We start from the raw sequence: 23,392 nt of genomic DNA, 5'->3' as shown, positions 1-23,392 counted from the left end.
CGGGACGTCTTGGGGGCCCGGTCGAAGGGGCCCGGCCGGTCAGACCGTCAGGGCACGGTCCGTCGGGCGGATCGGGGCCGGCAGGGAGCTGGCGCCCGTCAGGTAGCGGTCCACGCCACGGGCGGCCGAGCGGCCCTCGGCGATGGCCCAGACGATCAGCGACTGACCGCGGCCGGCGTCACCGGCGACGAAGACGCCATCGACATTGGTGGCGAAGTCCGCGTCACGCGCGATGTTACCCCGCTCGTCGAGGCCCAGACCAAACTGCGCGACCAGGCCGTTCTCCACGTCCGTGCCGGTGAAGCCCATGGCGAGGGTGACCAGCTGGGCGGGGATCCTGCGCTCCGTGCCCGGCTTCTGGGTCAGCTTGCCGTCGACGAACTCCACCTCGACGAGGTGCAGGAACTGGACGTTGCCGTCCTCGTCGCCCTCGAAGTGGGTGGTGGAGACGGAGTAGACCCGCTCGCCGCCCTCCTCGTGCGCCGAGGTGACCTTGTACAGCATGGGGAAGGTCGGCCACGGCTGGCCGGCGCTGCGCTCCTCGCCCGGCCGGGGCATGATCTCCAGCTGCGTGACCGAGGCCGCGCCCTGGCGGTGGGCGGTGCCCACGCAGTCGGCACCGGTGTCACCGCCGCCGATGACGACGACGTGCTTGCCCTCGGCCGAGATCGGCGAGGAGACGAAGTCGCCCTCGACGACCTTGTTGGCGAGCGGCAGGTACTCCATCGCCTGGTGGATGCCCTTGAGTTCGCGGCCCGGCACGGGCAGGTCGCGGGCGGTGGTGGCGCCGGCGGCGACCACGACCGCGTCGAACCGCTTGCGCAGGTCGGTGGCGGTGATGTCGCGGCCGACCTCGATGCCGGTGCGGAACTTGGTGCCCTCCGCGCGCATCTGCTCGATGCGGCGGTTGATGTGCCGCTTCTCCATCTTGAACTCGGGGATGCCGTAGCGCAGCAGTCCGCCGATGCGGTCGGCCCGCTCGTACACGACCACGGTGTGGCCGGCCCGGGTCAGCTGCTGGGCGGCGGCGAGACCGGCCGGGCCGGAGCCGATGACGGCGACGGTCTTGCCGGACAGGCGCTCGGGGGCCTGGGGGGCGACGGTGCCGCTGTCCCAGGCCTTGTCGATGATGGAGACCTCGACGTTCTTGATGGTGACGGCCGGCTGGTTGATGCCGAGCACGCATGCCGCCTCGCACGGAGCCGGGCACAGGCGGCCGGTGAACTCCGGGAAGTTGTTGGTGGCGTGCAGCCGCTCGGAGGCGGCCGACCAGTCCTCGCGGTAGGCGTAGTCGTTCCACTCGGGGATCAGGTTCCCCAGCGGGCAGCCGTTGTGGCAGAACGGGATGCCGCAGTCCATGCACCGGCCGGCCTGCTTGCCGATGATCGGCAGCAGGGAGCCGGGGACGTAGACCTCGTTCCAGTCCTTGACGCGCTCGGCCACGGGACGGGTCTTGGCGACCTCGCGGCCGGTGGTGAGAAAGCCCTTCGGATCAGCCATGGGTCGCCGCCTCCATCATCTTCTCGGTGGTCTCGGCCTCGGAGAGGCCGGCGAGCTCAGCGGCGTCCTTGGCGGCGAGCACTGCCTTGTACGTGGTGGGGATGATCTTGCTGAAGCGGCTCACCGCCGCGTCCCAGTCGGCGAGGAGCTTCTCGGCCACGGTGGAGCCGGTCTCCTCGTGGTGGCGGCGCACGACGTCGTGCAGCCACGCCCCGTCGGCCTCCGTCAGGGCCTCGACGGCCCCGGCGTTGCCGGAGTTGACGTTGTCCCGGTCGAGGTCGATCACGTAGGCGACACCCCCGGACATGCCGGCCGCGAAGTTGCGGCCGGTCTCGCCGAGGACGACCGCCGTGCCGCCGGTCATGTACTCGCAGCCGTGGTCGCCCACGCCCTCGGAGACGACCAGCGCACCGGAGTTGCGGACGCAGAAGCGCTCACCGGTGCGGCCGCGCAGGAACAGCTCGCCGCCGGTGGCTCCGTACGCGATGGTGTTGCCCGCGATGGTGGAGTACTCGGCCAGGTGGTCGGCGCCGCGGTCCGGGCGGACGATCACGCGGCCGCCGGAGAGGCCCTTGCCGACGTAGTCGTTGGCGTCGCCCTCCAGGCGGAGGGTGACACCGGCCGGCAGGAAGGCGCCGAAGGACTGGCCGGCGGAGCCGGTGAAGGTGATGTCGATGGTGTCGGCGGGCAGACCGGCGCCGCCGAACTTCTTCGTCACCTGGTGGCCGAGCATGGTGCCGACGGTCCGGTTGATGTTGCGGATCGGGACCTGGGCGCGGACCGGCTGGGCGGTCTCGGCGGACTCGGCGTTCAGGGCCTCGGCGGCGAGCTCGATCAGCTCGTTGTCGAGGGCCTTCTCCAGGCCGTGGTCCTGCTCGACCAGGGCGTGGCGGACCGCGCCCTCGGGCAGCTCGGGCACGTGGAAGAGCGGCTCCAGGTCGAGGCCCTGCGCCTTCCAGTGGGAGACGGCACGGCTGGTGTCGAGGAGTTCGGCGTGGCCGACGGCCTCCTCCAGGGTGCGGAAGCCCAGCTCGGCGAGGAGCTCGCGGACCTCTTCGGCGATGAACTCGAAGAAGTTGACGACGAACTCGGCCTTGCCGGAGAAGCGCTCGCGCAGCACCGGGTTCTGGGTGGCGATGCCGACCGGGCAGGTGTCCAGGTGGCAGACGCGCATCATGACGCAGCCGGAGACGACGAGCGGCGCGGTCGCGAAACCGAACTCCTCGGCGCCCAGCAGCGCGGCGATGACGACGTCGCGGCCGGTCTTGAGCTGGCCGTCGGTCTGGACGACGATCCGGTCGCGCAGGCCGTTGAGCAGCAGGGTCTGCTGGGTCTCGGCGAGGCCGAGCTCCCAGGGGCCGCCCGCGTGCTTGAGCGAGGTGAGCGGGGAGGCGCCCGTGCCGCCGTCGTGGCCGGAGATGAGCACGACGTCCGCGTGGGCCTTGGACACACCGGCCGCGACCGTGCCGACGCCGACCTCGGAGACCAGCTTCACGTGGATGCGGGCCTCGGGGTTGGCGTTCTTGAGGTCGTGGATCAGCTGGGCCAGGTCCTCGATGGAGTAGATGTCGTGGTGCGGCGGCGGGGAGATCAGGCCGACGCCCGGGGTGGAGTGCCGGGTCTTGGCGACCCACGGGTAGACCTTGTGGCCGGGCAGCTGGCCGCCCTCGCCGGGCTTGGCGCCCTGGGCCATCTTGATCTGGATGTCGTCCGCGTTGACCAGGTACTCGCTCGTGACGCCGAAGCGGCCGGAGGCGACCTGCTTGATCGCGGAGCGGCGCGCCGGGTCGTAGAGGCGGTCCGGGTCCTCGCCGCCCTCACCGGTGTTGGACTTGCCGCCCAGCTGGTTCATGGCGATGGCGAGGGTCTCGTGCGCCTCCTTGGAGATGGAGCCGTACGACATGGCGCCGGTGGAGAAGCGCTTGACGATCTCGCTGACCGGCTCGACCTCGTCGAGCGGGATCGAGGGGCGGTCGGAGCTGAAGCCGAACAGGCCGCGCAGCGTCATCAGCCGCTCGGACTGCTCGTTGACCCGCTCGGTGTACTTCTTGAAGATGTCGTACCGCTTCGAGCGCGTGGCGTGCTGGAGGCGGAAGACGGTCTCGGGGTCGAAGAGGTGCGGCTCGCCCTCGCGGCGCCACTGGTACTCGCCGCCGATGTCGAGGGCGCGGTGCGCGGAGGCGACGCCGGAGACCGGGTAGGCCTTGGCGTGGCGCGCGGCGACCTCCTTGGCGATGACGTCGAGCCCCGCGCCGCCGATCTTGGTGGCGGTGCCGTTGAAGTACTTCTCGACGAAGGCGGTGTCGAGGCCGACGGCCTCGAAGACCTGGGCGCCGCGGTAGGAGGCGACGGTGGAGATGCCCATCTTGGACATGACCTTGAGGACGCCCTTGCCGAGGGCGTAGATCAGGTTGCGGATGGCCTGCTCGGGCTCGATGTCCGTGATGAAGGTGCCGGCCCGGACCAGGTCCTCGACGGTCTCCATGGCCAGGTACGGGTTGACCGCGGCCGCGCCGTAACCGATGAGGAGGGCCACGTGGTGGACCTCGCGGACGTCCCCGGCCTCGACGAGCAGGCCCACCTGGGTGCGCTGCTTGGTGCGGATGAGGTGGTGGTGGACGGCCGAGGTGAGCAGCAGCGACGGGATCGGCGCGTGCTCGGCGTCGGAGTGCCGGTCGGACAGGACGATCAGGCGGGCGCCGCCCTCGATCGCCGCGTCGGCCTCGGCGCAGATCTCCTCGATGCGGGCGGCCAGCGCGTCGCCGCCGCCGGAGACCCGGTAGAGGCCGGAGAGCGTCACGGCCTTCATGCCCGGCATGTCGCCGTCGTGGTTGATGTGGATGAGCTTGGCCAGCTCGTCGTTGTCGATCACCGGGAAGGGCAGGGTGACGCTGCGACAGGACGCGGCGGTCGGGTCGAGCAGGTTGCCCTGGGGGCCGAGGGAGGAGCGCAGCGAGGTGACGAGCTCCTCGCGGATGGCGTCCAGCGGCGGGTTGGTGACCTGCGCGAAGAGCTGGGTGAAGTAGTCGAAGAGCAGCCGGGGGCGCTCGGACAGGGCCGCGATGGGCGAGTCCGTGCCCATGGAGCCGATCGGCTCGGCGCCGGTGCGGGCCATCGGGGCGAGGATGACGCGGAGCTCTTCCTCGGTGTAGCCGAAGGTCTGCTGGCGGCGGGTGACCGAGGCGTGGGTGTGCACGATGTGCTCGCGCTCGGGGAGGTCGGAGAGCTCGATCTCGCCGGTCTCCAGCCACTGCGCGTACGGCTTCTCGGCGGCGAGGGCGGCCTTGATCTCGTCGTCCTCGATGATGCGGTGCTCGGCGGTGTCGACGAGGAACATCTTGCCGGGCTGCAGGCGGCCCTTGCGGACGACCTTCGCGGGGTCGATGTCGAGGACGCCGACCTCGGAGGAGAGGACGACGAGGCCCTCGTCGGTGACCCAGTAGCGGCCGGGGCGCAGACCGTTGCGGTCCAGGACCGCGCCGACCTGGGTGCCGTCGGTGAAGGTGACGCAGGCGGGGCCGTCCCAGGGCTCCATCATCGTGGAGTGGTACTGGTAGAAGGCGCGCCGGTCCGGGTCCATGGAGTCGTGGTTCTCCCACGCCTCGGGGACCATCATCAGGACCGCGTGCGGCAGCGAGCGGCCGCCGAGGTGGAGCAGCTCCAGGACCTCGTCGAAGGAGGCGGAGTCGGAGGCGTCGGGGGTGCAGATCGGGAAGATCCGCTCCAGGGAGCCCTCGCCGAAGACGTCCGAGACGAGCTGGGCCTCGCGGGCGGTCATCCAGTTCCGGTTGCCCTTGACGGTGTTGATCTCACCGTTGTGGGCGACGAAGCGGTACGGGTGGGCCAGCGGCCAGCTCGGGAAGGTGTTGGTGGAGAACCGGGAGTGGACCAGGGCCACGGCGGAGGCGCAGCGGCGGTCCGACAGGTCCGGGAAGAAGGGCTCCAGCTGGCCGGTGGTCAGCATGCCCTTGTAGACGATGGTGCGGGCGGACAGCGACGGGAAGTAGGTCCCGGCCTGGCGCTCGGCGCGCTTGCGCAGGACGAAGGCCTTGCGGTCGAGCGCGATGCCGCTGTTGACGCCGTCGGCGACGAAGAGCTGGCGGAAGACCGGCATGGTGGAGCGGGCGGAGGCGCCGAGCAGCTCGGGGGCGACGGGGACCTCGCGCCAGCCGAGGACGTCCAGGCCCTCTTCGCGGGCGATCGTCTCGATCTGCGAGACGGCCTGTGCGGAGCCGTCGGCAGGGAGGAAGGCGATGCCCACGGCGTAGGAGCCGGCGGCGGGGAGCGGGAAGTCGGTGACCTCGCGCAGGAAGGCGTCCGGGACCTGGAGCAGGATGCCCGCGCCGTCTCCGGAGTCGGGCTCGGAGCCGGTGGCGCCGCGGTGCTCGAGGTTGCGCAGTACGGTCAGCGCCTGCTCGACCAGGGTGTGGCTGGCAACACCGGTGAGGGTGGCCACGAACCCGACACCACAGGCGTCGTGTTCGTTACGGGGGTCGTACATCCCCTGCGGAGCGGGGCGACCGTCCATGGGCGACCAGGCGTCGGAACGCATCGGCTCTCCCGTCGTCGTCGTGGCATATACAGCAGCCGAGGGACGACGTTGGCCCTCCGCGAAATTTCGTGCAGGTTACATGATGGCTGGCTTCTCGGGAAGCGGATAGCTCATTCCAGCATGCGGACACCGCGGATACGGGCGGTGGCGTTGTCTCAGCTGTGGGGCACGGGAACCGGGGCGTTCCCGTAAGGGGGCGAATCGAGGAGTCCGGGGTGATTCCGGGTTCTCCGGCGACCCGTCGCGGAGCGGGCCTCATTGCCCGCGGCGCTTATGCCTCATCCCCGGTGGTCAGGGATTCGAAACCGCCGGGTAACCGGCTAGTTATGTGGCGCTGCGCATAGTGTCTCACCGGAAGGCGGGATCCGCCCAGGGAGATACGTCACAGCGACAACGGCAGGTGCGGGAGGCAGGGGAAAGGCCCCCTGGTGGTCCAGGGGGCCTTTCGGGTGACGCGAGGCGGCGGCCACAGGACCCGGTGGGCTACAGGGCCGCGCCGAAGAGCATGCCGAGCCCGTACGTGACGGCCGCCGCGGCGCCGCCGAGGACGAGCTGGCGCAGTCCGCTGAACCACCAGCTGCGGGCGGTCACCCGGGCCACCAGCGCGCCGCAGGCGAAGAGCCCGACCAGCGCCAGCAGCACCGCCGGCCACAGCGCGGTCGCCCCGAGCAGATACGGCAGTACGGGCAGCAGGGCGCCCAGCGCGAACGACCCGAAGGACGACACGGCGGCGACCGTCGGCGACGGCAGGTCGTCCGGGTCGATGCCCAGTTCCTCGCGGGCGTGGATCTCCAGCGCCTGCTCCGGGTCGCGGGAGAGCTGCATCGCGACCTCGCGGGCGAGCCGGGGCTCGACGCCCCGGGAGACGTAGAGCGCGGCGAGCTCCTCCATCTCGTCGATCGGGTGCTTGCGCAACTGGCGACGCTCGACGTCCAGTTCGGCCTGGACCAGTTCGCGCTGCGAGGCGACGGAGGTGTACTCGCCGGCGGCCATCGAGAAGGCTCCGGCCGCGAGTCCGGCGAGGCCGGTGATCACGACGGTCTGCGAGGAGACGGCACCGCCGGCGACGCCGGTCATGAGCGCGAGGTTGGAGACGAGTCCGTCCATCGCGCCGAAGACCGCGGGGCGCAGCCAGCCGCCGTTCACGTCGCGGTGGGTGTGGTTGTCGCGGTGGGCCTCGTGCAGTGGTGCGACGGCTTCGATGATGGACATGCTTCTCCCCTGTCTTTCCTGCGGGTTCGGCGTGCCCGCCCCCTTCCGACGTACTCGAAAATACGCCCGATGTAAGGGGCGCGCCAGCAAGGCAGGCCGTACTTAGTAAGGCCCGCCTTCGTATGGTTCGCCTTACCGAACCGCTCACGGCCTGCCCCTGACGTGGTGTCACGCGGGTGACAGAAACGTTTCGGTGAGCGGTGGGGCGCCCCGCGTGGCACAGATGGGGAGGAGCGCGAAAGGGGAGAGAGATGGTGGGTGGCACGACGGTCACGGGCGTGCGCGAACGCGCCCGGGGCGCCCTGCTCGGACTCGCGGTCGGCGACGCGCTCGGCGCGCCCGCCGAGAACCTGCGGCCCTCGGAGATCCGGCGCCGATGGGGCCGCATCGAGGGCTTCGTGACGGACCGTCCGGCGGGCACGGACGACACCGAGTACGCCATCTTCTCCGGCCTGCTCCTGGCCCGGCACGGCTCCGCCCTCACCGTGGCCCACGTCGAACGGGCCTGGCACCACTGGATCGCCGACCTCGACGAGGGCCCGTTCCGGGGCGCCGGCTTCTCCGAGCGCGGCACCCTGGAGAACCTCCGCCGGGGCCTGGCCGCTCCGATCTCCGCCCAGCACCGGCACGCCTGGAGCGACGGCCTGGCCATGCGGGCCGCGCCCTTCGGTGTCTTCGCCGCCGGCCGTCCCGCCGAGGCGGCCCGGCTCGTCGCCATCGACGGCACGGTCAGCCACGAGGGCGAGGGCATCTACGGCGGGCAGGCCGTCGCGGCGGGCGTCGCGGCGGCGATGGACGGCGCCTCGGTGACCTCGGTCATCGCGGCGGCCCTGTCCGTCGTGCCGATGGACTCCTGGACGGCCCGCTCCATGCGGCGCGCGGTGGTGGCGGCACAGCGGATCCAGCCCGACCCGCTGACCCGCGAGCGCACGGTCCGCTCGGCCGTCGTCATCGGCGGCTACCCGTGGACCGACCTGGCCCCCGAGGCCGTCGCCCTCGCCTTCGGCGCCTTCGCCGCGGCCCGCGGCGACTTCCGCACCTCGGTCCTCACGGCCGTCAACATGGGCCGCGACGCCGACACGACGGCAGCCGTCGCGGGCGCCCTCGCGGGCGCGCTGGGCGGCGCCGCCGCGATCCCGGAGGAGTGGTCCTCGGCCATCCCGCCGGTCGCCGGCAGCTGCCTGCCCTCGATGCGGGGCTACCACGTCCTGGACATCGCGGACCTGCTGACCCCGGAGGAGGACCCGGCATGAGCGCCGACACCACGACGGTCGACGACACCCTGCGCCCCGCCGAGGAGGACGCCCGGCACCCCACCGAGCCGAAAGGCCGGACCCACTTCACGGTGGGCACGGACACCGCTGCCACGGGCCTGCGCCAAGCCGGCCGGGACGGCCGGCCGCAGGCGGCGCCGCCGGGTTCGGACGCCACCCCGACGGGCCCGCGCCCGGCGGGACCCGAAGGGTGGTCGCGGTCCACCGCGCCCGACGGCACGGCGGCGGGCACCCCCGCCCCGGCCCGCGGCACGCGTCCTTCCGGGGGCCCGGCCGGTGAAGCCGGCGGAAGGCCCGCACCGGCCGACGCCACCACCCCGGGTCCTCCCCCGCCCGGACACGACGGCCGGGCGCAGCCCGCCACCGCGAGCGCTGCCCTCCGAGGCCGGACCGGGCGGGCGCAGCCCGCGGCCGGGCGGGCCGGCCGGGCGGGCGAGGGACCCGAGGGGCCGGCCGGAGGCGTCCGGCGCGTGGCGGCCGCTCATCAGGGGCCGTCGGGGGCCGCCTCCCGGACCGAAGGACGGGCCCGGGCCACCGGCGCGGGCCGGGACCGGATCGAGGGACTGCTCCTCGGGCTGGCCGCGGGGGATGCCGCCGGGTGGCCCGCGGCGCGGCACCGGGCCGCCCGGATGCCCGAGTGGACCCGCCGGCTCACCCGTGAGCTGGACACCTTCGCCGAGCAGAACGCGACGACGACCCTGCCCGTCCCCATCGCCCTCAACCAGCCGCCCGAGCCACTGCGGCTCGGGCCCTCCGACGACGCCGAGTGGGCCGTGTTCACCGCCGAGGCGCTGCTCGCCGCGCACGGCCCCCTGTTCCGTACCCTCGCCCCCGAGCGCCGGCTGCGCGCCGCCGTCGACCTCGCGTGGAACTCGCTCGCCGGGCAGGTCGCCGCCGCGGCCGAGCGCGCGCCGGAGGTGGAGTCGGCCGTGCTGCCGCTGCGCGCCCGGATCTCGGTACGGGCCGGACTCGGCAACCTGGCCACCGGCCTGCGCCCGCCGGCGACCGGGCACGACAACCCGCACTACTTCGACGACGCCGCCTGCGTCCGCGCCGCCGTACTGGCCCTCGCGCACCCGGGCGTCCCGGCCGCGGCCGCCGAACTCGCCGACTTCGACGCCCGTTACACCCAGGACGGCGACGGTGTGCACGGCGCCCGCGCCATGGCGGCGGCGGTCGCCGCCGCCCTCGGCGGCGCCTCGCCCGAGGAGGCGGTGGAGGCGGCACTCGACCAGCTGCCCTCCGCCACCGAGATCGGCCGCAACGGCCGGTACGCGGTGGAGCTGGCCCGGACCGCCGGCTCGGCCTTCGAACTCGTGCCGCTCCTGGAGCACCAGATCGTCGACCACGTCTACAGCTACGGCATCGCCGCCGCCGAGACGGTCCCGGTCGCCCTCGCCCTGGCGCTCGCCGCGCGCGGCGAGGTGGCCGCGGCGGTACCGGCCGCGGCCTGCCTCTCCCGGGTCGCCGACTCGGCGCCCGCGCTCGCGGGCGCGCTCACCGGCGCGCTGGCGGGCGGCAGCGAGATCCCGGCCACCTGGCGGGAGGCGTGCCGCACGCTCGCCGGCTGTGCGCTGCCCCGGCTCGCGGGCACCGACCTCGTGGAACTCGCCGGTCTGCTCGCAGCCACGGAACCGGGCACTCCGGGTGGACAATTCCGACATGACCGACCCAAGCATCCCCTCTCTGGATGACCGGATCACCGGCAGTCTCCTCGGGGCCGCCGTGGGCGACGCCCTCGGCGGCCCCGTCGAGGGCTACACCCCGGAGCAGATCGCCGAACGCCACGGCGGTCGCGTCACCGGCGTCGTCGGCCCCTGGAACGGCGCCGAATGGCGCACCGCCCGCCCCATCGCGCCGTACCACAAGGGCGACGGACACGTCACCGACGACACCCTGATGACCCACGCCCTGATCCGGGTGTACGAGAAGGTCCGCGACCACCTCGACGCCCACGCGGTCGCCGAGCACCTCGTCCCCGAACTCATGGACCGCACCGTCTGGATCCCCGAACTGGAGGCCGAGGCCCTTCCCCTCCAGCGGATCTTCCTCGCCGAGAAGTGGATCGTGACCCGGCTCCACTACGGCCACGCCGACCCCCGCGAGGCCGGCACCGGGAACATCGTGAACTGCGGCGCGGCCATGTACATGGCCCCCGTCGGCCTGGTCAACGCCGCCAACCCGCCCGCCGCCTACGCCGAGGCCCTCGACATCGCGGGCGCCCACCAGTCCTCGTACGGGCGCGAGGCCGCGGGCGTCTTCGCGGCTGCGGTGGCGGCGGCCTGCCTGCCCGGCGCGACGCCCGGATCGGTCGTCGAGGCGACCCTGTCGCTGGCCAAGGACGGCACCCGGGCGGCGATCGAGGCGGTCGCCGACGTCGCCGCCGCCCACCGCGACTTCGAGACGGCGCTGGCCCCCTTGCGGCGGGCCGTCGCCCCCTTCGACTCGGTCGGCCCCGACTACCGCAGGCCCTCCCTCGACGCCCGCCGCCCCTCCCGCCTCCACGCGATCGAGGAACTGCCGATCGCCCTCGGCATGCTCCTGGTCGGCGAGGGCGACTACCGCCGTACGGTCCTGGGCGCGGTCAACTACGGCCGCGACTGCGACTCCATCGCCACCATGGCGGGCGCGATCAGCGGCGCCCTGCACGGCGCGTCCGCCGTCCCCGCCGAGTGGGCCAAACAGGTCGCCGAGGCCAGCCGCCTCGACCTGCACGCCCCGGCGACCGCCCTCGCCCGGGTGACCCACGAGGTGTTCCTGCGCGACGTCCGGCGCCACGAGGCCCACGCCTGCGCCTACGCGGCCCTGACCGGCGGCACCGCCCGATGACCCGCGCCGCCGTCCCCGCACCGGACACCCCGACGCCCGCCACGGATCCCCCGCAGGAGCGCGCGCAGGATCCCGGCGACCGAGCCGGCGCTCCCGCCCCCGCCCCACCCCTCCGCCTCACCTGGGTCCAGCCCGAGGACCTGGTGGGGCACGAACTGCGGCAGGCCCACGAGGACGGCAGGGACGCCCGCGCCCTCGCCGCCCGCTGGTACGCGGCAGGCGGCCACCCCGCGCCCCCGACGGCCGGCGCCTCCCCGGTCGCGCGGCCCGAACTGCGGCCGCTCGCCGAGGAGATCCTGGACGCCCTGGCCGAACTCCCCTCTCCCCTGGCCGCCCACGAGCCCACCGACCTCGCCGCCATCATCGCCGCCTGCCCCGACTGGCCGGACGAGCCGCCCGCGACCACGAGGGGGACGGCGGGCGGCGAGGCCCTGCGGGACCGGCTGCACGCCGCCTGGCTGGGCCGCGCCGCCGGCTGCCTCCTGGGCAAGCCGGTGGAGAAACTGCCCCTCTCCGCCATCCGCGCCCTCGCCCGCGCCACCGGCAACTGGCCCCTCGCCGACTGGTTCACGGCCCGCGGCGTTCCCGGCGACCTCCTCGCCGCCCATCCCTGGAACCGCCGTTCCGCCGCCACCTCCCTCGCCGAGAACATCGACGGCATGCCCGAGGACGACGACCTCAACCACCCCCTCCTGGGCCTCCTGCTCCTCCAGCGCCACGGCCGCGGCTTCACCACCGCCGACCTCGCCCGGATCTGGCTCGACGCACTGCCCGCCGGCCGCACCTTCACCGCCGAACGGATCGCCTACCGCAACCTCCTCGACGGCGTCGAACCACCCCTCACCGCCTCCCGCCGCAACCCCTTCCGCGAGTGGATCGGCGCCCAGATCCGCGCCGACGTCCACGGCTGGACCCACCCCGGCAACCCGGCCGCAGCCGCCCGGCAGGCCCACCGGGACGCGGTGCTCACCCACACCGGCAACGGCGTGTACGGCGCCATGTTCGTCGCCGCCGCCCTCGCCACCGCCGCCGGCGGCACCGCGGACGTGCACCGCGCCCTGACCGCCGGGCTGTCCGTCGTACCGCCGCGGTCACGGCTCGCCCGCGCCGTACGCGAGGGCATCGAGGCCGCCCGCACCGGCGCCCCCTTCGACACCGTGGTGGACCGGCTCCACGCCCGGCTCGGCGGGTATCACTGGGTCCATGCCGTGCCCAACGCCGCCCTCCTCGCCGCCGCCCTCACCCACGCCGACGGCGACTTCACCCGCTCCATCTGCGCGGCCGTCTCCGGCGGCTGGGACACCGACTCCAACGGCGCCACCGCCGGTTCGCTCGCGGGCCTCCTCACCGGCCGGCCCGACCGGCTGCCCGAACGCTGGACCGCCCCCCTGAAGAACCGCCTCTCGACCTCGGTGCCGTCCTTCGACGGCATCGGCTTCGACACCCTGGCCGCACTGACGCACTCGGAGGCAGTACGCCCATGACCAGCATCGTCGTGCTCGGCAGCACGAACATGGACCTCGTGGCCTATGTGGCCAAGGCCCCCGGCCGCGGAGAGACCGTCACCGGCCGCGACTTCCGCACCGTGCCCGGAGGCAAGGGCGCCAACCAGGCCGTCGCCGCCGCCCGCGCGGGCGCCGAGGTCTCCATCATCGGCGCCGTCGGCGCCGACGACTTCGGCCTGCGGCTGCGCGCCGCCCTCGAACACAGCGGCGTCGACACCGACCTGCTGCGCACCGTCGAAGGCCCCTCCGGCACCGCCCACATCGTCGTCGACGACGAGGGCGGCAACGCGATCGTCGTCATCCCCGGCGCCAACGGCACCGTCACCTCCCTCACCCACGGCGACGAGGCACTCATCGCCACCGCCGACGCCCTGCTCCTCCAGCTCGAACTCCCCCTCGCCGTGGTCGCCGAGGGCGCCCGCGCCGCCCGCGAGCGGGGCGTGCGCACCGTCCTCACCCCCGCCCCCGCCCGAGCCCTGCCGACCGAACTCCTCTCCGTCACCGACCTGCTGGTGCCCAACGAACACGAGGCCGCCGCCCTCACCGGCCACACCGACCCCCTCGCCGCCGCCCGCTCCCTGCTGGACGACGTGCCCGAGGTGGTCGTGACCCTCGGGGCCGCCGGCTGCCTCTACGCCGCCCGCGGCGCCGATCCGGTGACCGTGCCGACGCCCCGCGTCCGGGCCGTCGACACCACCGCGGCGGGCGACACCTTCGTGGGAGCCCTCGCCGTCGCCCTCGCCGAGGGACGGCCCGCCCCGGAGGCCCTCGCCTGGGCGTCGGCCGCCGCCGCCCTCTCGGTCCAGCGCGAGGGCGCGTCCACCTCCATGCCGTACCGCACCGAGATCGACGCCGCCGCCGCGGACCTGGAGGGCCACCGCGTATGAACACCGCCACCCCCGCCGCCACCCCGGCGGCCACCCCTCCGCTGCACGGACTGCGCGTCCTCGACCTCGCCACCCTCTTCGCCGGCCCGCTCGCCGCGATGATGCTCGGCGACTTCGGCGCCGACGTCGTCAAGATCGAGCACCCGCGCAAGCCGGACCCCTCGCGCGGCCACGGCCCCGCCAAGGACGGCGTCGGCCTGTGGTGGAAGGTCCTCGGCCGCAACAAGCGGACCATGACCCTCGACCTGTCCACCCCCGGCGGCCGCGACACCCTGCTGCGGCTCGCCGCCGACGCCGACGTCGTCGTGGAGAACTTCCGCCCCGGCACCCTGGAACGCTGGGGCCTCGGCTGGGAGGAGCTCTCCACCGTCAACCCGCGCCTCGTGCTGACCCGGGTCACCGGCTTCGGCCAGTTCGGCCCGTACTCCCACCGCCCCGGCTTCGGCACCCTCGCCGAGGCCATGAGCGGCTTCGCCGCGATCACCGGCGAACCGGACGGCCCGCCGACCCTGCCCCCGTTCGGCCTCGCCGACTCCGTCGCCGCCCTGGCCACCGCGTACGCCGTGATGACCGCGCTCACCGCGCGGCACACCACCGGCCGGGGCCAGGTCGTCGACATGGCCATCATCGAACCGATGCTCTCCGTCATCGGCCCCCACCCTCTCTGGTACGACCAGCTCGGCTACGTCCAGCCCCGCACCGGCAACCGCTCCCGCAACAACGCCCCCCGCAACACCTACCGCACCGCCGACGGCTCCTGGGTCGCCGTCTCCACCTCCGCCCAGTCGATCGCCGAACGGGTGCTGCGGCTCGTCGGCCGCCCGGAGCTGACCGACGAACCCTGGTTCGCCGACGGCACCGGCCGGGCCGCGCACGCGGACGTCCTCGACGAGGCCGTCGGCTCCTGGATCGCCCACCGCACCCGCGACGAGGTCATGGCCGCCTTCGAGAAGGCGGAGGCGGCCGTCGCCCCCGTCTACGACGTCCGGGACGTCCTCGACGACCCTCAGTTCCAGGCCCTCGGCACCGTCACCGAGGTCCCCGACCCCGAGCTCGGCCCGATCCGGATGCAGAACGTGCTCTTCCGGCTCTCCGACACCCCCGGCGCCGTCCGCTGGGCCGGCCGCCCGCACGGCGCCGACACCGCCGAGCTCCTCACCGAGCTCGGCCTGACCGCAGCCGAGATCGACACCCTGCGCGCCGAAGGAGCCGTATGAACCCGGCCGCCCCTCCCCTGACCTGGCTCTACGCCCCCGGCGACCGACCCGAGGTCGTACAGAAGGCAATCGCCTCCGGGGCCGACGTGGTCATCGTCGACCTGGAGGACGCGGTGGCCCCGGACCGCAGGGCCTACGCCCTGGGCGCCACCGCCGAACTGCTCGCCGACCCCCAGCCCGTACCGGTCCACGTCCGCATCCACGCACCCCGCGACATCCCCTTCCTGGCGTCCCTCCCCGGCCTGGTCGCCCTGCGTGTTCCCAAGGTGACACACGCCACTGACATCGGCCGGATCGTGGAGCTCTCCCGGGGGCTCCCCCTCTACCCGCTGCTGGAGAACGCCCTGGGCGTGGAGCACGCCTACGCCATCGCCACCGCCCATCCCTCGGTCCACGGCCTCGCCCTCGGCGAGGCCGACCTCGGCGCCGACCTGGGCGTCCGGGACGACCGCGGCCTCGACTGGCCGCGCAGCCGGGTCGTGGTCGCCGCCCGGGCGGCCGGCCTGCCGCCCCCGGTGCAGTCGGTCCACCCGGACGTCCGTGACCTCGACGCCCTCGCGGAAGGCTGTGCCCGGGGCCGGGCCATGGGCTTCCTGGGCCGGGCCGCCATCCACCCCCGCCAGCTCCCGGTCATCGAGCGGGCCTACCTCCCCACCGCGGACGAGATCGCCGCGGCCGAGGAGGTGGTCAAGGCGGCGGAGGCCCAGGAGGGTGCCCTCACCCTTCCCGACGGCCGCTTCGTCGACCCGGCGGTCGTCACCGGCGCCCGCCGCGTCCTGGCCCTCGCCGCCCGCCGGGCCTGAGCGGCGCAAACGGCGGAGGGCCGCCGGGACCCAGCGGTCCCGGCGGCCCTCCGCCGTGCGTGTCGTACGGGCTCAGCGCCCGCCGGCACCGTTGCCGGCGCCGTCCTTGTCCTTCGCCCGGTCCTTCTCCTCGGCTCCGGCCTCGTCCTCGGCGGCCTCGTCCTTGGTGAACGTGACCGGGGTCGCGTCGGCCGGGGCGGCGTCGGCCGGGGCCGCGTCCTCGGCGGTCGCACCGGCCTCCCCGGCGGCATCGGCGTCGCCGGCCGCCGCGGTCGCACCCGCCTCGCCGTCGGTCCCGCCCTCCGGGGACTTCGCGTCGGAGCCGGCCGTCCTCTTCGGCTCCACGATCTCCTCGCGGCCCGGACGCCGCTTCGCCGAGATCACGATGTACGTGACGGCGAGCAGGAAGACGATGATCGCGGTCCACACGTTCAGCCGCAGGCCGAGGACGTGGTGGGCCTCGTCGACCCGCATGTACTCGATCCAGCCGCGGCCCGCGCAGTACGCGGCGACGTAGAGCGCGAAGGCCCGGCCGTGGCCCAGCCGGAAGCGGCGGTCGGCCCAGATGACCAGGAGCGCGACGCCGATGCACCACAGCGACTCGTAGAGGAAGGTCGGGTGGTAGACGCCCTCCACCCGGTTGGGTCCGGCGCTGATCTCCAGGCCCCACGGCAGGTCGGTCGGCTTGCCGTACAGCTCCTGGTTGAACCAGTTGCCCCAGCGGCCGACGGCCTGGGCGAGGGCGATGCCGGGCGCGATGGCGTCCGCGTACGCCGGGAGCGGGATGCCGCGGCGGCGGCAGCCGATCCAGGCGCCGACGGCGCCGAGCGCGATGGCGCCCCAGATGCCGAGGCCGCCCTCCCAGATCTTGAAGGCGTCGACCCAGTTCTCACCCTCGCTGAAGTACAGCTGGTAGTCGGTGATCACGTGGTAGAGCCGGCCGCCGACGAGGCCGAACGGCACCGCCCAGACGGCGATGTCGGCGACGGTGCCGGCGGTGCCGCCCCGGGCGATCCAGCGCTTGTTGCCGAGCCAGACGGCGACGAAGACACCGAGGATGATGCAGAAGGCATAGCCGCGCAGCGGGATCGGTCCGAGGTGGATCACGCCGGTCGACGGGCTGGGAATGTAGGCAAGGTCCATGGCAGGACCGACGCTACCCTGCCGGGCGGGCCCGGCGGCAGCCAGCCCGGCAACTTCTCCGTAACTCCCGCGACCGGAGCCACGGGGACGCGGCTACCGCGAGGGACCGGCCCCGGCCGCCGGGGAGGCGGTGCCGGGCTTCTTGCCCTTGTTGGCCTCGGCGACCCACTTCTTCAGGTTCTCCGGGGAGATCTGCTCGTTCCCCTTCGTCGGGAAGACCGATTCGCCGTTGAGCAGCACGGACGGCGTGCCGCGGAAGTCGCTGTTGCGGAAGGCCTCGTTGGACTTGTCCACCCAGCTGTCATGGGTGCCGTCCTCGACACAGCTGCGGAAGGCGGGCGTGTCGAGCCCGGGGACCTTCGCGGCCAGCTCGATGAGCTTGTCGTTCTTCGCGAAGGCGTCGTCGGTCTCCTGCGGCTGGTTGATGTAGAGCACGTCGTGGTACGCCGTGAACTTCCCGGCGTCCTGGGCGCAGGCGGCGGCGTTGGCGGCGCGCAGGGAGCCGCTGCCGCCCATGTTCCGGTCGATGAGGGTGGCGAGGTGGTACTCGGTCTTGAGCGCGCCCGCCGCCTCCAGCTCGTGGATGGTGTCCCGGAAGGCGTTCTCGAAGGAGGCACAGGCCGGGCAGCGGAAGTCCTCCCAGATGGCGAGGGTGGACGGGGCGTCCGCCTTGCCGGTCTGGATGGCGGGCTTGTCGCCGCCGACGGCGCCGGCCGGCGGGACGACCGGGCCCGCCTTGTCGGAGCTGCCCTTGCCCCCGGTGTTGGCGGCGATCACGCCGACGACCGCGGCCAGGCCGAGGACGCCGACGACCGCGGCCGACACGATGAGGACGCGTCGCTGCTTCTCGCGGGCCTTCTCGCGCTCGCGCTGCTGTTGGAGGCGCTCCCGCGCGCTCCGGCTACTACCGTCTCGGTTCTTCTCGCTCACGCCCACAGCAACGAACCGGGGAGGCACGTACGCGCCTCCCCGGTCCGGAATCCACCCGTATGGGTTACGGAGTGCGGCGGACGCCCTCGGCGAGTTCGGCCGCCAGTTCCCTTACGGCGCCGAGCGCGGCGCTCTCGTCGCCGTCGGCGTCGAGGATCCGCTTGACGAAGGCGGAGCCGACGATGACGCCGTCGGCGAAGCCGGCCACCTCCTTGGCCTGCTCGGCGTTGGAGACGCCGAGGCCGACGCAGACGGGCAGCCCGCCGGCGGCCCTGGTGCGGCGGACGAGGTCGGCGGCCTGCTCGCCGACCGACTCGCGGGTGCCGGTGACGCCCATCAGGGAGGCGGCGTAGACGAAGCCGGAGCCGGCCGCGGTGATGGTGGCGAGGCGCTCGTCCTTGCTGCTGGGGGCGACGACGAAGACGGTGGCGAGACCGCGCTTGTCGGCGTGCTCCCTCCAGAGGGCGGACTCCTGGACCGGCAGGTCGGGCAGGATGCAGCCGGCGCCGCCGGCCGCGGCGAGCTCCTCGGTGAAGCGCTCGACGCCGTAGCGGTCGATGGGGTTCCAGTAGGTCATCACGAGGACCGGCTTGCCGGTGGCCTCGTGGGCCTCCCTGACCGTGCGCATCACGTCGGCGATCTTGACGCCGCCGCGCAGGGCGATGTCGTCGGCGGTCTGGATGACCGGCCCGTCGAGCACCGGGTCGCTGTGCGGCAGGCCGACCTCGACGACGTCGGCGCCGCCGTCGAAGACCGCCTTGACGGCGGCGATGCCGCCGTCCACGGTCGGGAAGCCGGCCGGGAGGTAGGCGATGAGCGCGGCCCGGTCCTCGGCCTTCGCCTTGGCCAGGGTGTCGCTGAGCAGCTGGATGTTGCCGGTCACTTGGCGTCCCCCGCGATCTCCGCGGTGCCGGCCTGGTCGGCGGTCACCTCGGCGTCGGTGTCGTACAGCCCGAAGTAGCGGGCGGCGGTGTCCATGTCCTTGTCGCCGCGTCCGGAGAGGTTGACGAGGATCAGCCCGTCCGGGCCGAGCTCCTTGCCGACCTCCAGGGCGCCCGCGAGGGCGTGGGCGGACTCGATGGCCGGGATGATGCCCTCGGTGCGGGAGAGCAGGCGCAGGGCCTGCATGGCGGCGTCGTCGGTGACGGCCCGGTACTCGCCGCGGCCGCTGTCCTTGAGGTAGGCGTGCTCGGGGCCGATGCCGGGGTAGTCGAGTCCGGCCGAGATCGAGTACGGCTCGGTGATCTGGCCCTCCTCGTCCTGGAGGACGTAGCTGCGGGAGCCGTGCAGGATGCCGGGCTCGCCGGCGGTGAGGGTGGCGGCGTGCTCGCCGGTCTCGACGCCGTGGCCGGCCGGTTCGCAGCCGATCAGCCGGACGGAGGCGTCCGGGACGAAGGCGTGGAAGAGGCCGATGGCGTTGGATCCGCCGCCGACGCAGGCGACGGCCGCGTCGGGGAGGCGGCCGGCGCGCTCCAGGACCTGCCGGCGGGCCTCGACGCCGATGACCCGGTGGAAGTCCCGGACCATGGCGGGGAAGGGGTGCGGGCCCGCGACGGTGCCGAAGAGGTAGTGGGTGCGGTCGACGTTGGCGACCCAGTCGCGGAACGCCTCGTTGATGGCGTCCTTGAGGGTGCGGCTGCCGGACTTCACGGCGACGACCTCGGCGCCGAGCATGCGCATGCGGGCGACGTTGAGGGCCTGGCGCTGGGTGTCGATCTCGCCCATGTAGATGGTGCAGTCGAGGCCGAAGAGCGCGCAGGCGGTGGCGGTGGCGACGCCGTGCTGACCGGCGCCGGTCTCGGCGATGACGCGGGTCTTGCCCATGCGCTTGGTGAGCAGGGCCTGGCCGAGCACGTTGTTGATCTTGTGCGAGCCGGTGTGGTTGAGGTCCTCCCGCTTGAGGAAGACGCGGGCACCGCCGGCGTGCTCGGCGAACCGGGGCACCTCGGTGAGGGCGCTGGGCCGGCCGGTGTAGTGGACCATCAGGTCGTTGAGCTCGCGGGCGAACTCGGGGTCGCTCTTGGCCTTGTCGTACTCGACGGCGACCTCGTCGACTGCGGCGACGAGGGCCTCCGGGATGAACTTGCCGCCGTAGGCCCCGAAGTAGCCCTCGGGCGACGGGACCTGACCCTCCGGGTCGGGAATGAAGAACTCGCTGATCGTCATGCGGTTGCTCCTCGCGGGGCGGGTGCCCCGGATACGCGTGCGGTTACGGGTGACGGTATGCGCGCGACTCCTCGGTCCCCGTGCGGACTCGCCCCGTGCGGGACGGTGCCCCGTCGCGGGCCTTCGCCCACGCCCGTCAGGCTGCCGGGGCGGTGCCCCGTACGGGCCGTGCCGGGCGGTGCGGGCTCGCCCGCCGGGCGGTGTCCGGCTGCCCCGCCCGTCGTGGGCGTTCGTTCCTCCCCCAGACGTCGTCCGGGGGTGCCCCCAGGCGGAACGGGTGGGCACAACGGACGGCGCCCTTCGCCGGGCCTCGGCTCCTCGCGGTGACGGTCACCACCAGGGCCCAGTGCCCTGGTGGTGCGGGCAGGCCCTGGTGGTGCGGGCAGGCACACGTGCGGAACGCGCCCGCACGGGGGCCGTCCCGTGGGCTGCCTGTCCCGTGCTGCGGGCGATCGCCCGCACGGCGCGTGGAGAGGGCAGGGCGAGAGGCTGGTGAGGGGGTTGGGGAGTCGTCAGGAGACGCGCGCTCGGCGCGGGCGCCATCGCATGCCGTTGACCTGGCCCGGCTCGTCGCCGATCACGTACCGCACGCGGCGCCCGTGCACCCGGCGCGCCGGCGCGCGGCAGCCGCGGGGGCGGCAGCCACGGGCGAGGCGGGCGGCGATGGGCATGGTGGGGTCAGCTCCGGCCGTGACGCAGGGCGGGGTGGGCACCGGCGGCGACGAGGTCGGCGACGGCGGCCTTGGGGTCGCGGCCGGTGACCAGCGACTCGCCGACGAGGACCGCGTCGGCCCCGGCGTTGGCGTAGGCGATCAGGTCGTGCGGGCCGCGGATGCCGGACTCGGCGATCTTGACGATGCCGGCCGGGATCTCGGGGGCGACGCGCTCGAAGGTGGAGCGGTCCACCTTGAGGGTCTTCAGGTTGCGGGCGTTGACGCCGATGACACGGGCGCCCGCCTCGACGGCCCGCTCGACCTCTTCCTCGTCGTGGACCTCGACCAGCGGGGTCAGGCCGATGGACTCGGCACGCTCGATGAGGGAGACGAGGGCCTCCTGCTCCAGGGCGGCCACGATGAGCAGCGCGAGGTCCGCGCCGTACGCCCGTGCCTCCCAGAGCTGGTACGCGGTGACGATGAAGTCCTTGCGCAGGACCGGGATGTCGACCCGGGCGCGGACGGCCTCCAGGTCGGCGAGCGAGCCGCCGAAGCGGCGCTGCTCGGTGAGGACGGAGATGACGGCGGCACCGCCGGCCTCGTAGTCGGCGGCGAGGCCGGCCGGGTCGGCGATGGCGGCGAGCGCGCCCTTGGACGGGCTGGAGCGCTTGACCTCGCAGATCACCTTGACGCCGTCGCCGCGCAGTGCGGCGACGCCGTCCTTGGCCTGCGGGGCCTTGGCGGCGCGCTCCTTGAGCTCGTCGAGGGAGACCCGCGCCTGCCGCTCTGCGAGGTCGGCGCGCACGCCGTCGATGATCTCGTCGAGCACACTCACGCGAGAGGCCCCCTTCCGGGACTGGTGACGGTGTTGTTCAGCCATGTCGATGGTATCCGCAGGTGGGCCCCGGACCCGCATCGGCGGGAGCCGCGTCCCATCTGCTGGGACTTACGGGCAGGTCAGGGGGCGAGCGCGGAGCCGAACGGAAGGTTGCGTACGAGGGTGAAAAGGGCCAGCACGGTGCCGATCCCCCACCACCAGGCCGGGGGGACGGCCAGCCGCATGGGGAGACCGCGAACGGCGCGAACCAGCCAGATGACCATGACGGCCGCGAAGACCCCGTAGCCGACGACGGCGAGCGCGTTGGCCCCCAGGGCGGCGCCGAGGTCGCCGTGCACGAAGGCGTGGGCACTGCGCAGCCCGCCGCAGCCGGGGCAGTAGACGCCGGTGAAGCGCAGCAGGGGGCAGACCGGGTAGTGGCCGGGTTCGTTGGGGTCGACGGTCCCTACGTACGCGAAGGCGGCGGCGACCCCGGCGAGGGCGCCCAGCGGGGTGAGGAGGCGCTGGGCGAGCGGCCTGGGCCGCGGGGCGTACGGGCCGGCGGCCGTGGCCCAGGGGCTCGCGGGGGGGGTGGGGGCGCCCGGCGGGGCCGCTGAGGCCCGGGGGCCAGCCGCCCCCGAGGCCGCCGCGTCCGTCACGGGCCCCGTCTCCGGTCCCGGCCCCGTGTCCGGCCCCGGTCCCGTGCCCGGTGCCGGTCCCGTGCCCGGTGCCGTCGTGGGTCCCGTCGTCGGATTCGAATCCATCCGGTGATTCTCGCTCCTGACGCGCGAAGGCGCAGCCCCGCCTCGCGGGGCTGCGCCTTCGGGGTGACGCGGGGGTGTCAGGCGCCGGTCTTCTCGAGGGCCCTGGCGGTGGCGGCCTCGCGGGCGGCGGCGACGTCGGCCGATTCCTTCGGCATGCCGAGGCCCGCGATCTTCATCGCCCCGCCGACGACACCGCCGAGGACGATGACGCCGATACCGGCCCAGAAACCGGGCACGTTGGCCGCCACCATGAAGACGCCGGCGATGCAGAAGCCGATGAAGGAGATGATGACACCGGTCCAGGCGGCCGGGGTGTGTCCGTGGGCGCTGCCCGCCATGAGTTGCTCCTCGTTGATGTTGCGCGGTGGTGACGTCTCATTCTCCCGCACATGGGGGCGCGGCGATGAATCGGGGTGCCCGAACGGTCACGCGTCGCGACCGGGCACGGTGTGCGCTAGCCGTGCGTCGGGTCCTCGCCGCGGTCGAGGGCCTTCCACAGGTCCTCGGGGCGGTCGGGGTCGACGGCCGCGGGGCGGCGGGCGGCGCGGGGGGCGCCGGTGCGTTCGTAGCGTCCGCCCATGGCCGGCCAGGACTTGCCGAAGCGGAGGGCGAAGAGGCCGGCGGCGAGGATGAGGAGCGCGCCGGCGGCGGTGACGTAGGGCCAGGCGGTGTGGCTGAGTCCGCCGACCACGGCGGCGGTGTTGCCGCTGATCCGGGCGGCCTCGGCGTTCAGGGCGGTGCTGTCGGAGGCGCCGAGGACCGCGGCGAGGGCCGCTCCCGCGCCGCTCAGGGCGAGCAGGGCGGCGACCAGGGTGCGGCCGGCGCGGCGGACGGCGAAGACGGCGACGAGCGCGGCGAGGCCGACGATCGCGAGGGCGGTCGGCACGCCGGTGACGGCGCCGCCGTCGGCCTCCACCGGGACGGTGCCGCCGCCGACGGACGCGGTGCCCTCGGCCCAGATCTGGCCGGCGGAGAGCAGTACGACGGTGGCTCCGAGGGCGCCGAGCAGCAGGGCCGCGGCCAGGCTGCGGCGGGCGCCGGAGGGGGCGGCGCCGCCCGGTCGGGCGGCTCGGGGCTGGGGTACGGGTACGGCACTCACGTACCCCACTATCCCCTACCGCCTCGCGAACCGGTCATCCC

Annotated in this window: 19 protein-coding genes; 7 read left to right on the top strand and 12 right to left on the bottom strand. The window is 73.9% G+C overall.

Features of this window, described 5'->3' with window-relative positions; translation table 11 throughout:
• Positions 1–39: 39 nt before the first annotated feature.
• The 3 genes from ABD954_RS25700 to ABD954_RS25690 form a co-directional block, all read right to left on the bottom strand.
• Positions 40–1,500, bottom strand: coding sequence for a glutamate synthase subunit beta (locus ABD954_RS25700; RefSeq protein WP_345489337.1), 1,461 nt, complete (start codon positions 1,498–1,500; stop codon positions 40–42).
• Positions 1,493–6,052 (bottom strand): glutamate synthase large subunit, encoded by a 4,560-nt coding sequence (gltB, locus tag ABD954_RS25695; RefSeq protein ID WP_345489335.1) that lies wholly within the window; start codon positions 6,050–6,052, stop codon positions 1,493–1,495. Before gltB ends, ABD954_RS25700 begins: the two co-directional genes overlap by 8 nt.
• Positions 6,053–6,535: 483 nt before the next feature.
• A complete protein-coding gene (locus ABD954_RS25690) occupies positions 6,536–7,264 on the bottom strand; it encodes a VIT1/CCC1 transporter family protein (RefSeq protein WP_345489333.1) in 729 nt (242 codons plus the stop codon).
• A 251-nt stretch (positions 7,265–7,515) separates the two neighbouring features.
• On the opposite strand from ABD954_RS25690, the gene ABD954_RS25685 reads away from it, so the two are divergent.
• From ABD954_RS25685 to ABD954_RS25655, 7 genes are read left to right on the top strand one after another with little or no spacing between them, the layout of a single operon-like run.
• The gene (locus ABD954_RS25685; RefSeq protein WP_345489331.1) at positions 7,516–8,517 is read left to right on the top strand and encodes an ADP-ribosylglycohydrolase family protein; all 1,002 of its coding nucleotides are present in this window, start codon (positions 7,516–7,518) and stop codon (positions 8,515–8,517) included.
• Positions 8,514–10,232 carry an ADP-ribosylglycohydrolase family protein gene (locus ABD954_RS25680; RefSeq protein ID WP_382745681.1) on the top strand — a complete coding sequence of 573 codons (1,719 nt, stop codon included), beginning with the start codon at positions 8,514–8,516 and terminating at the stop codon, positions 10,230–10,232. The genes ABD954_RS25685 and ABD954_RS25680 overlap by 4 nt, the downstream gene beginning before the upstream one ends.
• Entirely contained in the window at positions 10,201–11,367 is a 1,167-nt protein-coding gene (locus tag ABD954_RS25675; protein ID WP_345489329.1) for an ADP-ribosylglycohydrolase family protein, read from the top strand. Before ABD954_RS25680 ends, ABD954_RS25675 begins: the two co-directional genes overlap by 32 nt.
• Positions 11,364–12,851, top strand: a complete 1,488-nt coding sequence (locus ABD954_RS25670) for an ADP-ribosylglycohydrolase family protein (protein WP_345489327.1) — start codon at positions 11,364–11,366, stop codon at positions 12,849–12,851. The genes ABD954_RS25675 and ABD954_RS25670 overlap by 4 nt, the downstream gene beginning before the upstream one ends.
• The gene (gene rbsK / locus ABD954_RS25665; RefSeq protein WP_345489325.1) at positions 12,848–13,759 is read left to right on the top strand and encodes a ribokinase; all 912 of its coding nucleotides are present in this window, start codon (positions 12,848–12,850) and stop codon (positions 13,757–13,759) included. The genes ABD954_RS25670 and rbsK overlap by 4 nt, the downstream gene beginning before the upstream one ends.
• Positions 13,756–14,976, top strand: coding sequence for a CaiB/BaiF CoA transferase family protein (locus ABD954_RS25660; RefSeq protein ID WP_345489323.1), 1,221 nt, complete (start codon positions 13,756–13,758; stop codon positions 14,974–14,976). Before rbsK ends, ABD954_RS25660 begins: the two co-directional genes overlap by 4 nt.
• On the top strand, positions 14,973–15,779 hold the full coding sequence (locus ABD954_RS25655) for an HpcH/HpaI aldolase/citrate lyase family protein (protein ID WP_345489321.1): 807 nt from the start codon (positions 14,973–14,975) through the stop codon (positions 15,777–15,779). The genes ABD954_RS25660 and ABD954_RS25655 overlap by 4 nt, the downstream gene beginning before the upstream one ends.
• A 72-nt stretch (positions 15,780–15,851) precedes the next feature.
• Here the strand turns inward: ABD954_RS25655 and lgt are convergent, their stop codons facing one another.
• From lgt to ABD954_RS25615, 9 genes are all read right to left on the bottom strand, one after another.
• The gene (lgt, locus tag ABD954_RS25650) at positions 15,852–16,922 is read right to left on the bottom strand and encodes a prolipoprotein diacylglyceryl transferase (RefSeq protein ID WP_345489319.1); all 1,071 of its coding nucleotides are present in this window, start codon (positions 16,920–16,922) and stop codon (positions 15,852–15,854) included.
• A gap of 93 nt (positions 16,923–17,015) precedes the next feature.
• Positions 17,016–17,852, bottom strand: coding sequence for a DsbA family protein (locus ABD954_RS25645; RefSeq protein WP_345489317.1), 837 nt, complete (start codon positions 17,850–17,852; stop codon positions 17,016–17,018).
• Between the two features lie 64 nt (positions 17,853–17,916).
• Positions 17,917–18,735, bottom strand: a complete 819-nt coding sequence (trpA, locus tag ABD954_RS25640) for a tryptophan synthase subunit alpha (RefSeq protein ID WP_345489315.1) — start codon at positions 18,733–18,735, stop codon at positions 17,917–17,919.
• Complete coding sequence (gene trpB / locus ABD954_RS25635; protein ID WP_345489313.1) at positions 18,732–20,018, bottom strand: tryptophan synthase subunit beta; 1,287 nt, start codon at positions 20,016–20,018, stop codon at positions 18,732–18,734. Before trpB ends, trpA begins: the two co-directional genes overlap by 4 nt.
• Before the next feature lie 512 nt (positions 20,019–20,530).
• Entirely contained in the window at positions 20,531–20,731 is a 201-nt protein-coding gene (gene trpM, locus ABD954_RS33685; protein WP_382745741.1) for a tryptophan biosynthesis modulator TrpM, read from the bottom strand.
• Positions 20,697–21,506 (bottom strand): indole-3-glycerol phosphate synthase TrpC, encoded by an 810-nt coding sequence (trpC, locus tag ABD954_RS25630; RefSeq protein ID WP_345489311.1) that lies wholly within the window; start codon positions 21,504–21,506, stop codon positions 20,697–20,699. The genes trpM and trpC overlap by 35 nt, the downstream gene beginning before the upstream one ends.
• 122 nt (positions 21,507–21,628) lie before the next feature.
• Positions 21,629–22,147 carry a DUF2752 domain-containing protein gene (locus ABD954_RS25625; RefSeq protein WP_345489309.1) on the bottom strand — a complete coding sequence of 173 codons (519 nt, stop codon included), beginning with the start codon at positions 22,145–22,147 and terminating at the stop codon, positions 21,629–21,631.
• A 182-nt stretch (positions 22,148–22,329) separates the two neighbouring features.
• Positions 22,330–22,590, bottom strand: coding sequence for an HGxxPAAW family protein (locus ABD954_RS25620; RefSeq protein ID WP_345489307.1), 261 nt, complete (start codon positions 22,588–22,590; stop codon positions 22,330–22,332).
• 116 nt (positions 22,591–22,706) lie between these two features.
• Positions 22,707–23,360, bottom strand: coding sequence for a TIGR02234 family membrane protein (locus ABD954_RS25615; protein ID WP_345489305.1), 654 nt, complete (start codon positions 23,358–23,360; stop codon positions 22,707–22,709).
• Positions 23,361–23,392 lie beyond the last annotated feature (32 nt).

The organism is Streptomyces roseoviridis, assembly GCF_039535235.1.
Classification (GTDB): Bacteria; Actinomycetota; Actinomycetes; order Streptomycetales; family Streptomycetaceae; genus Streptomyces; species Streptomyces roseoviridis.
Note: the sequence above shows the minus strand (reverse complement) of the source record. Positions and strands in the feature narration are given on the sequence as shown.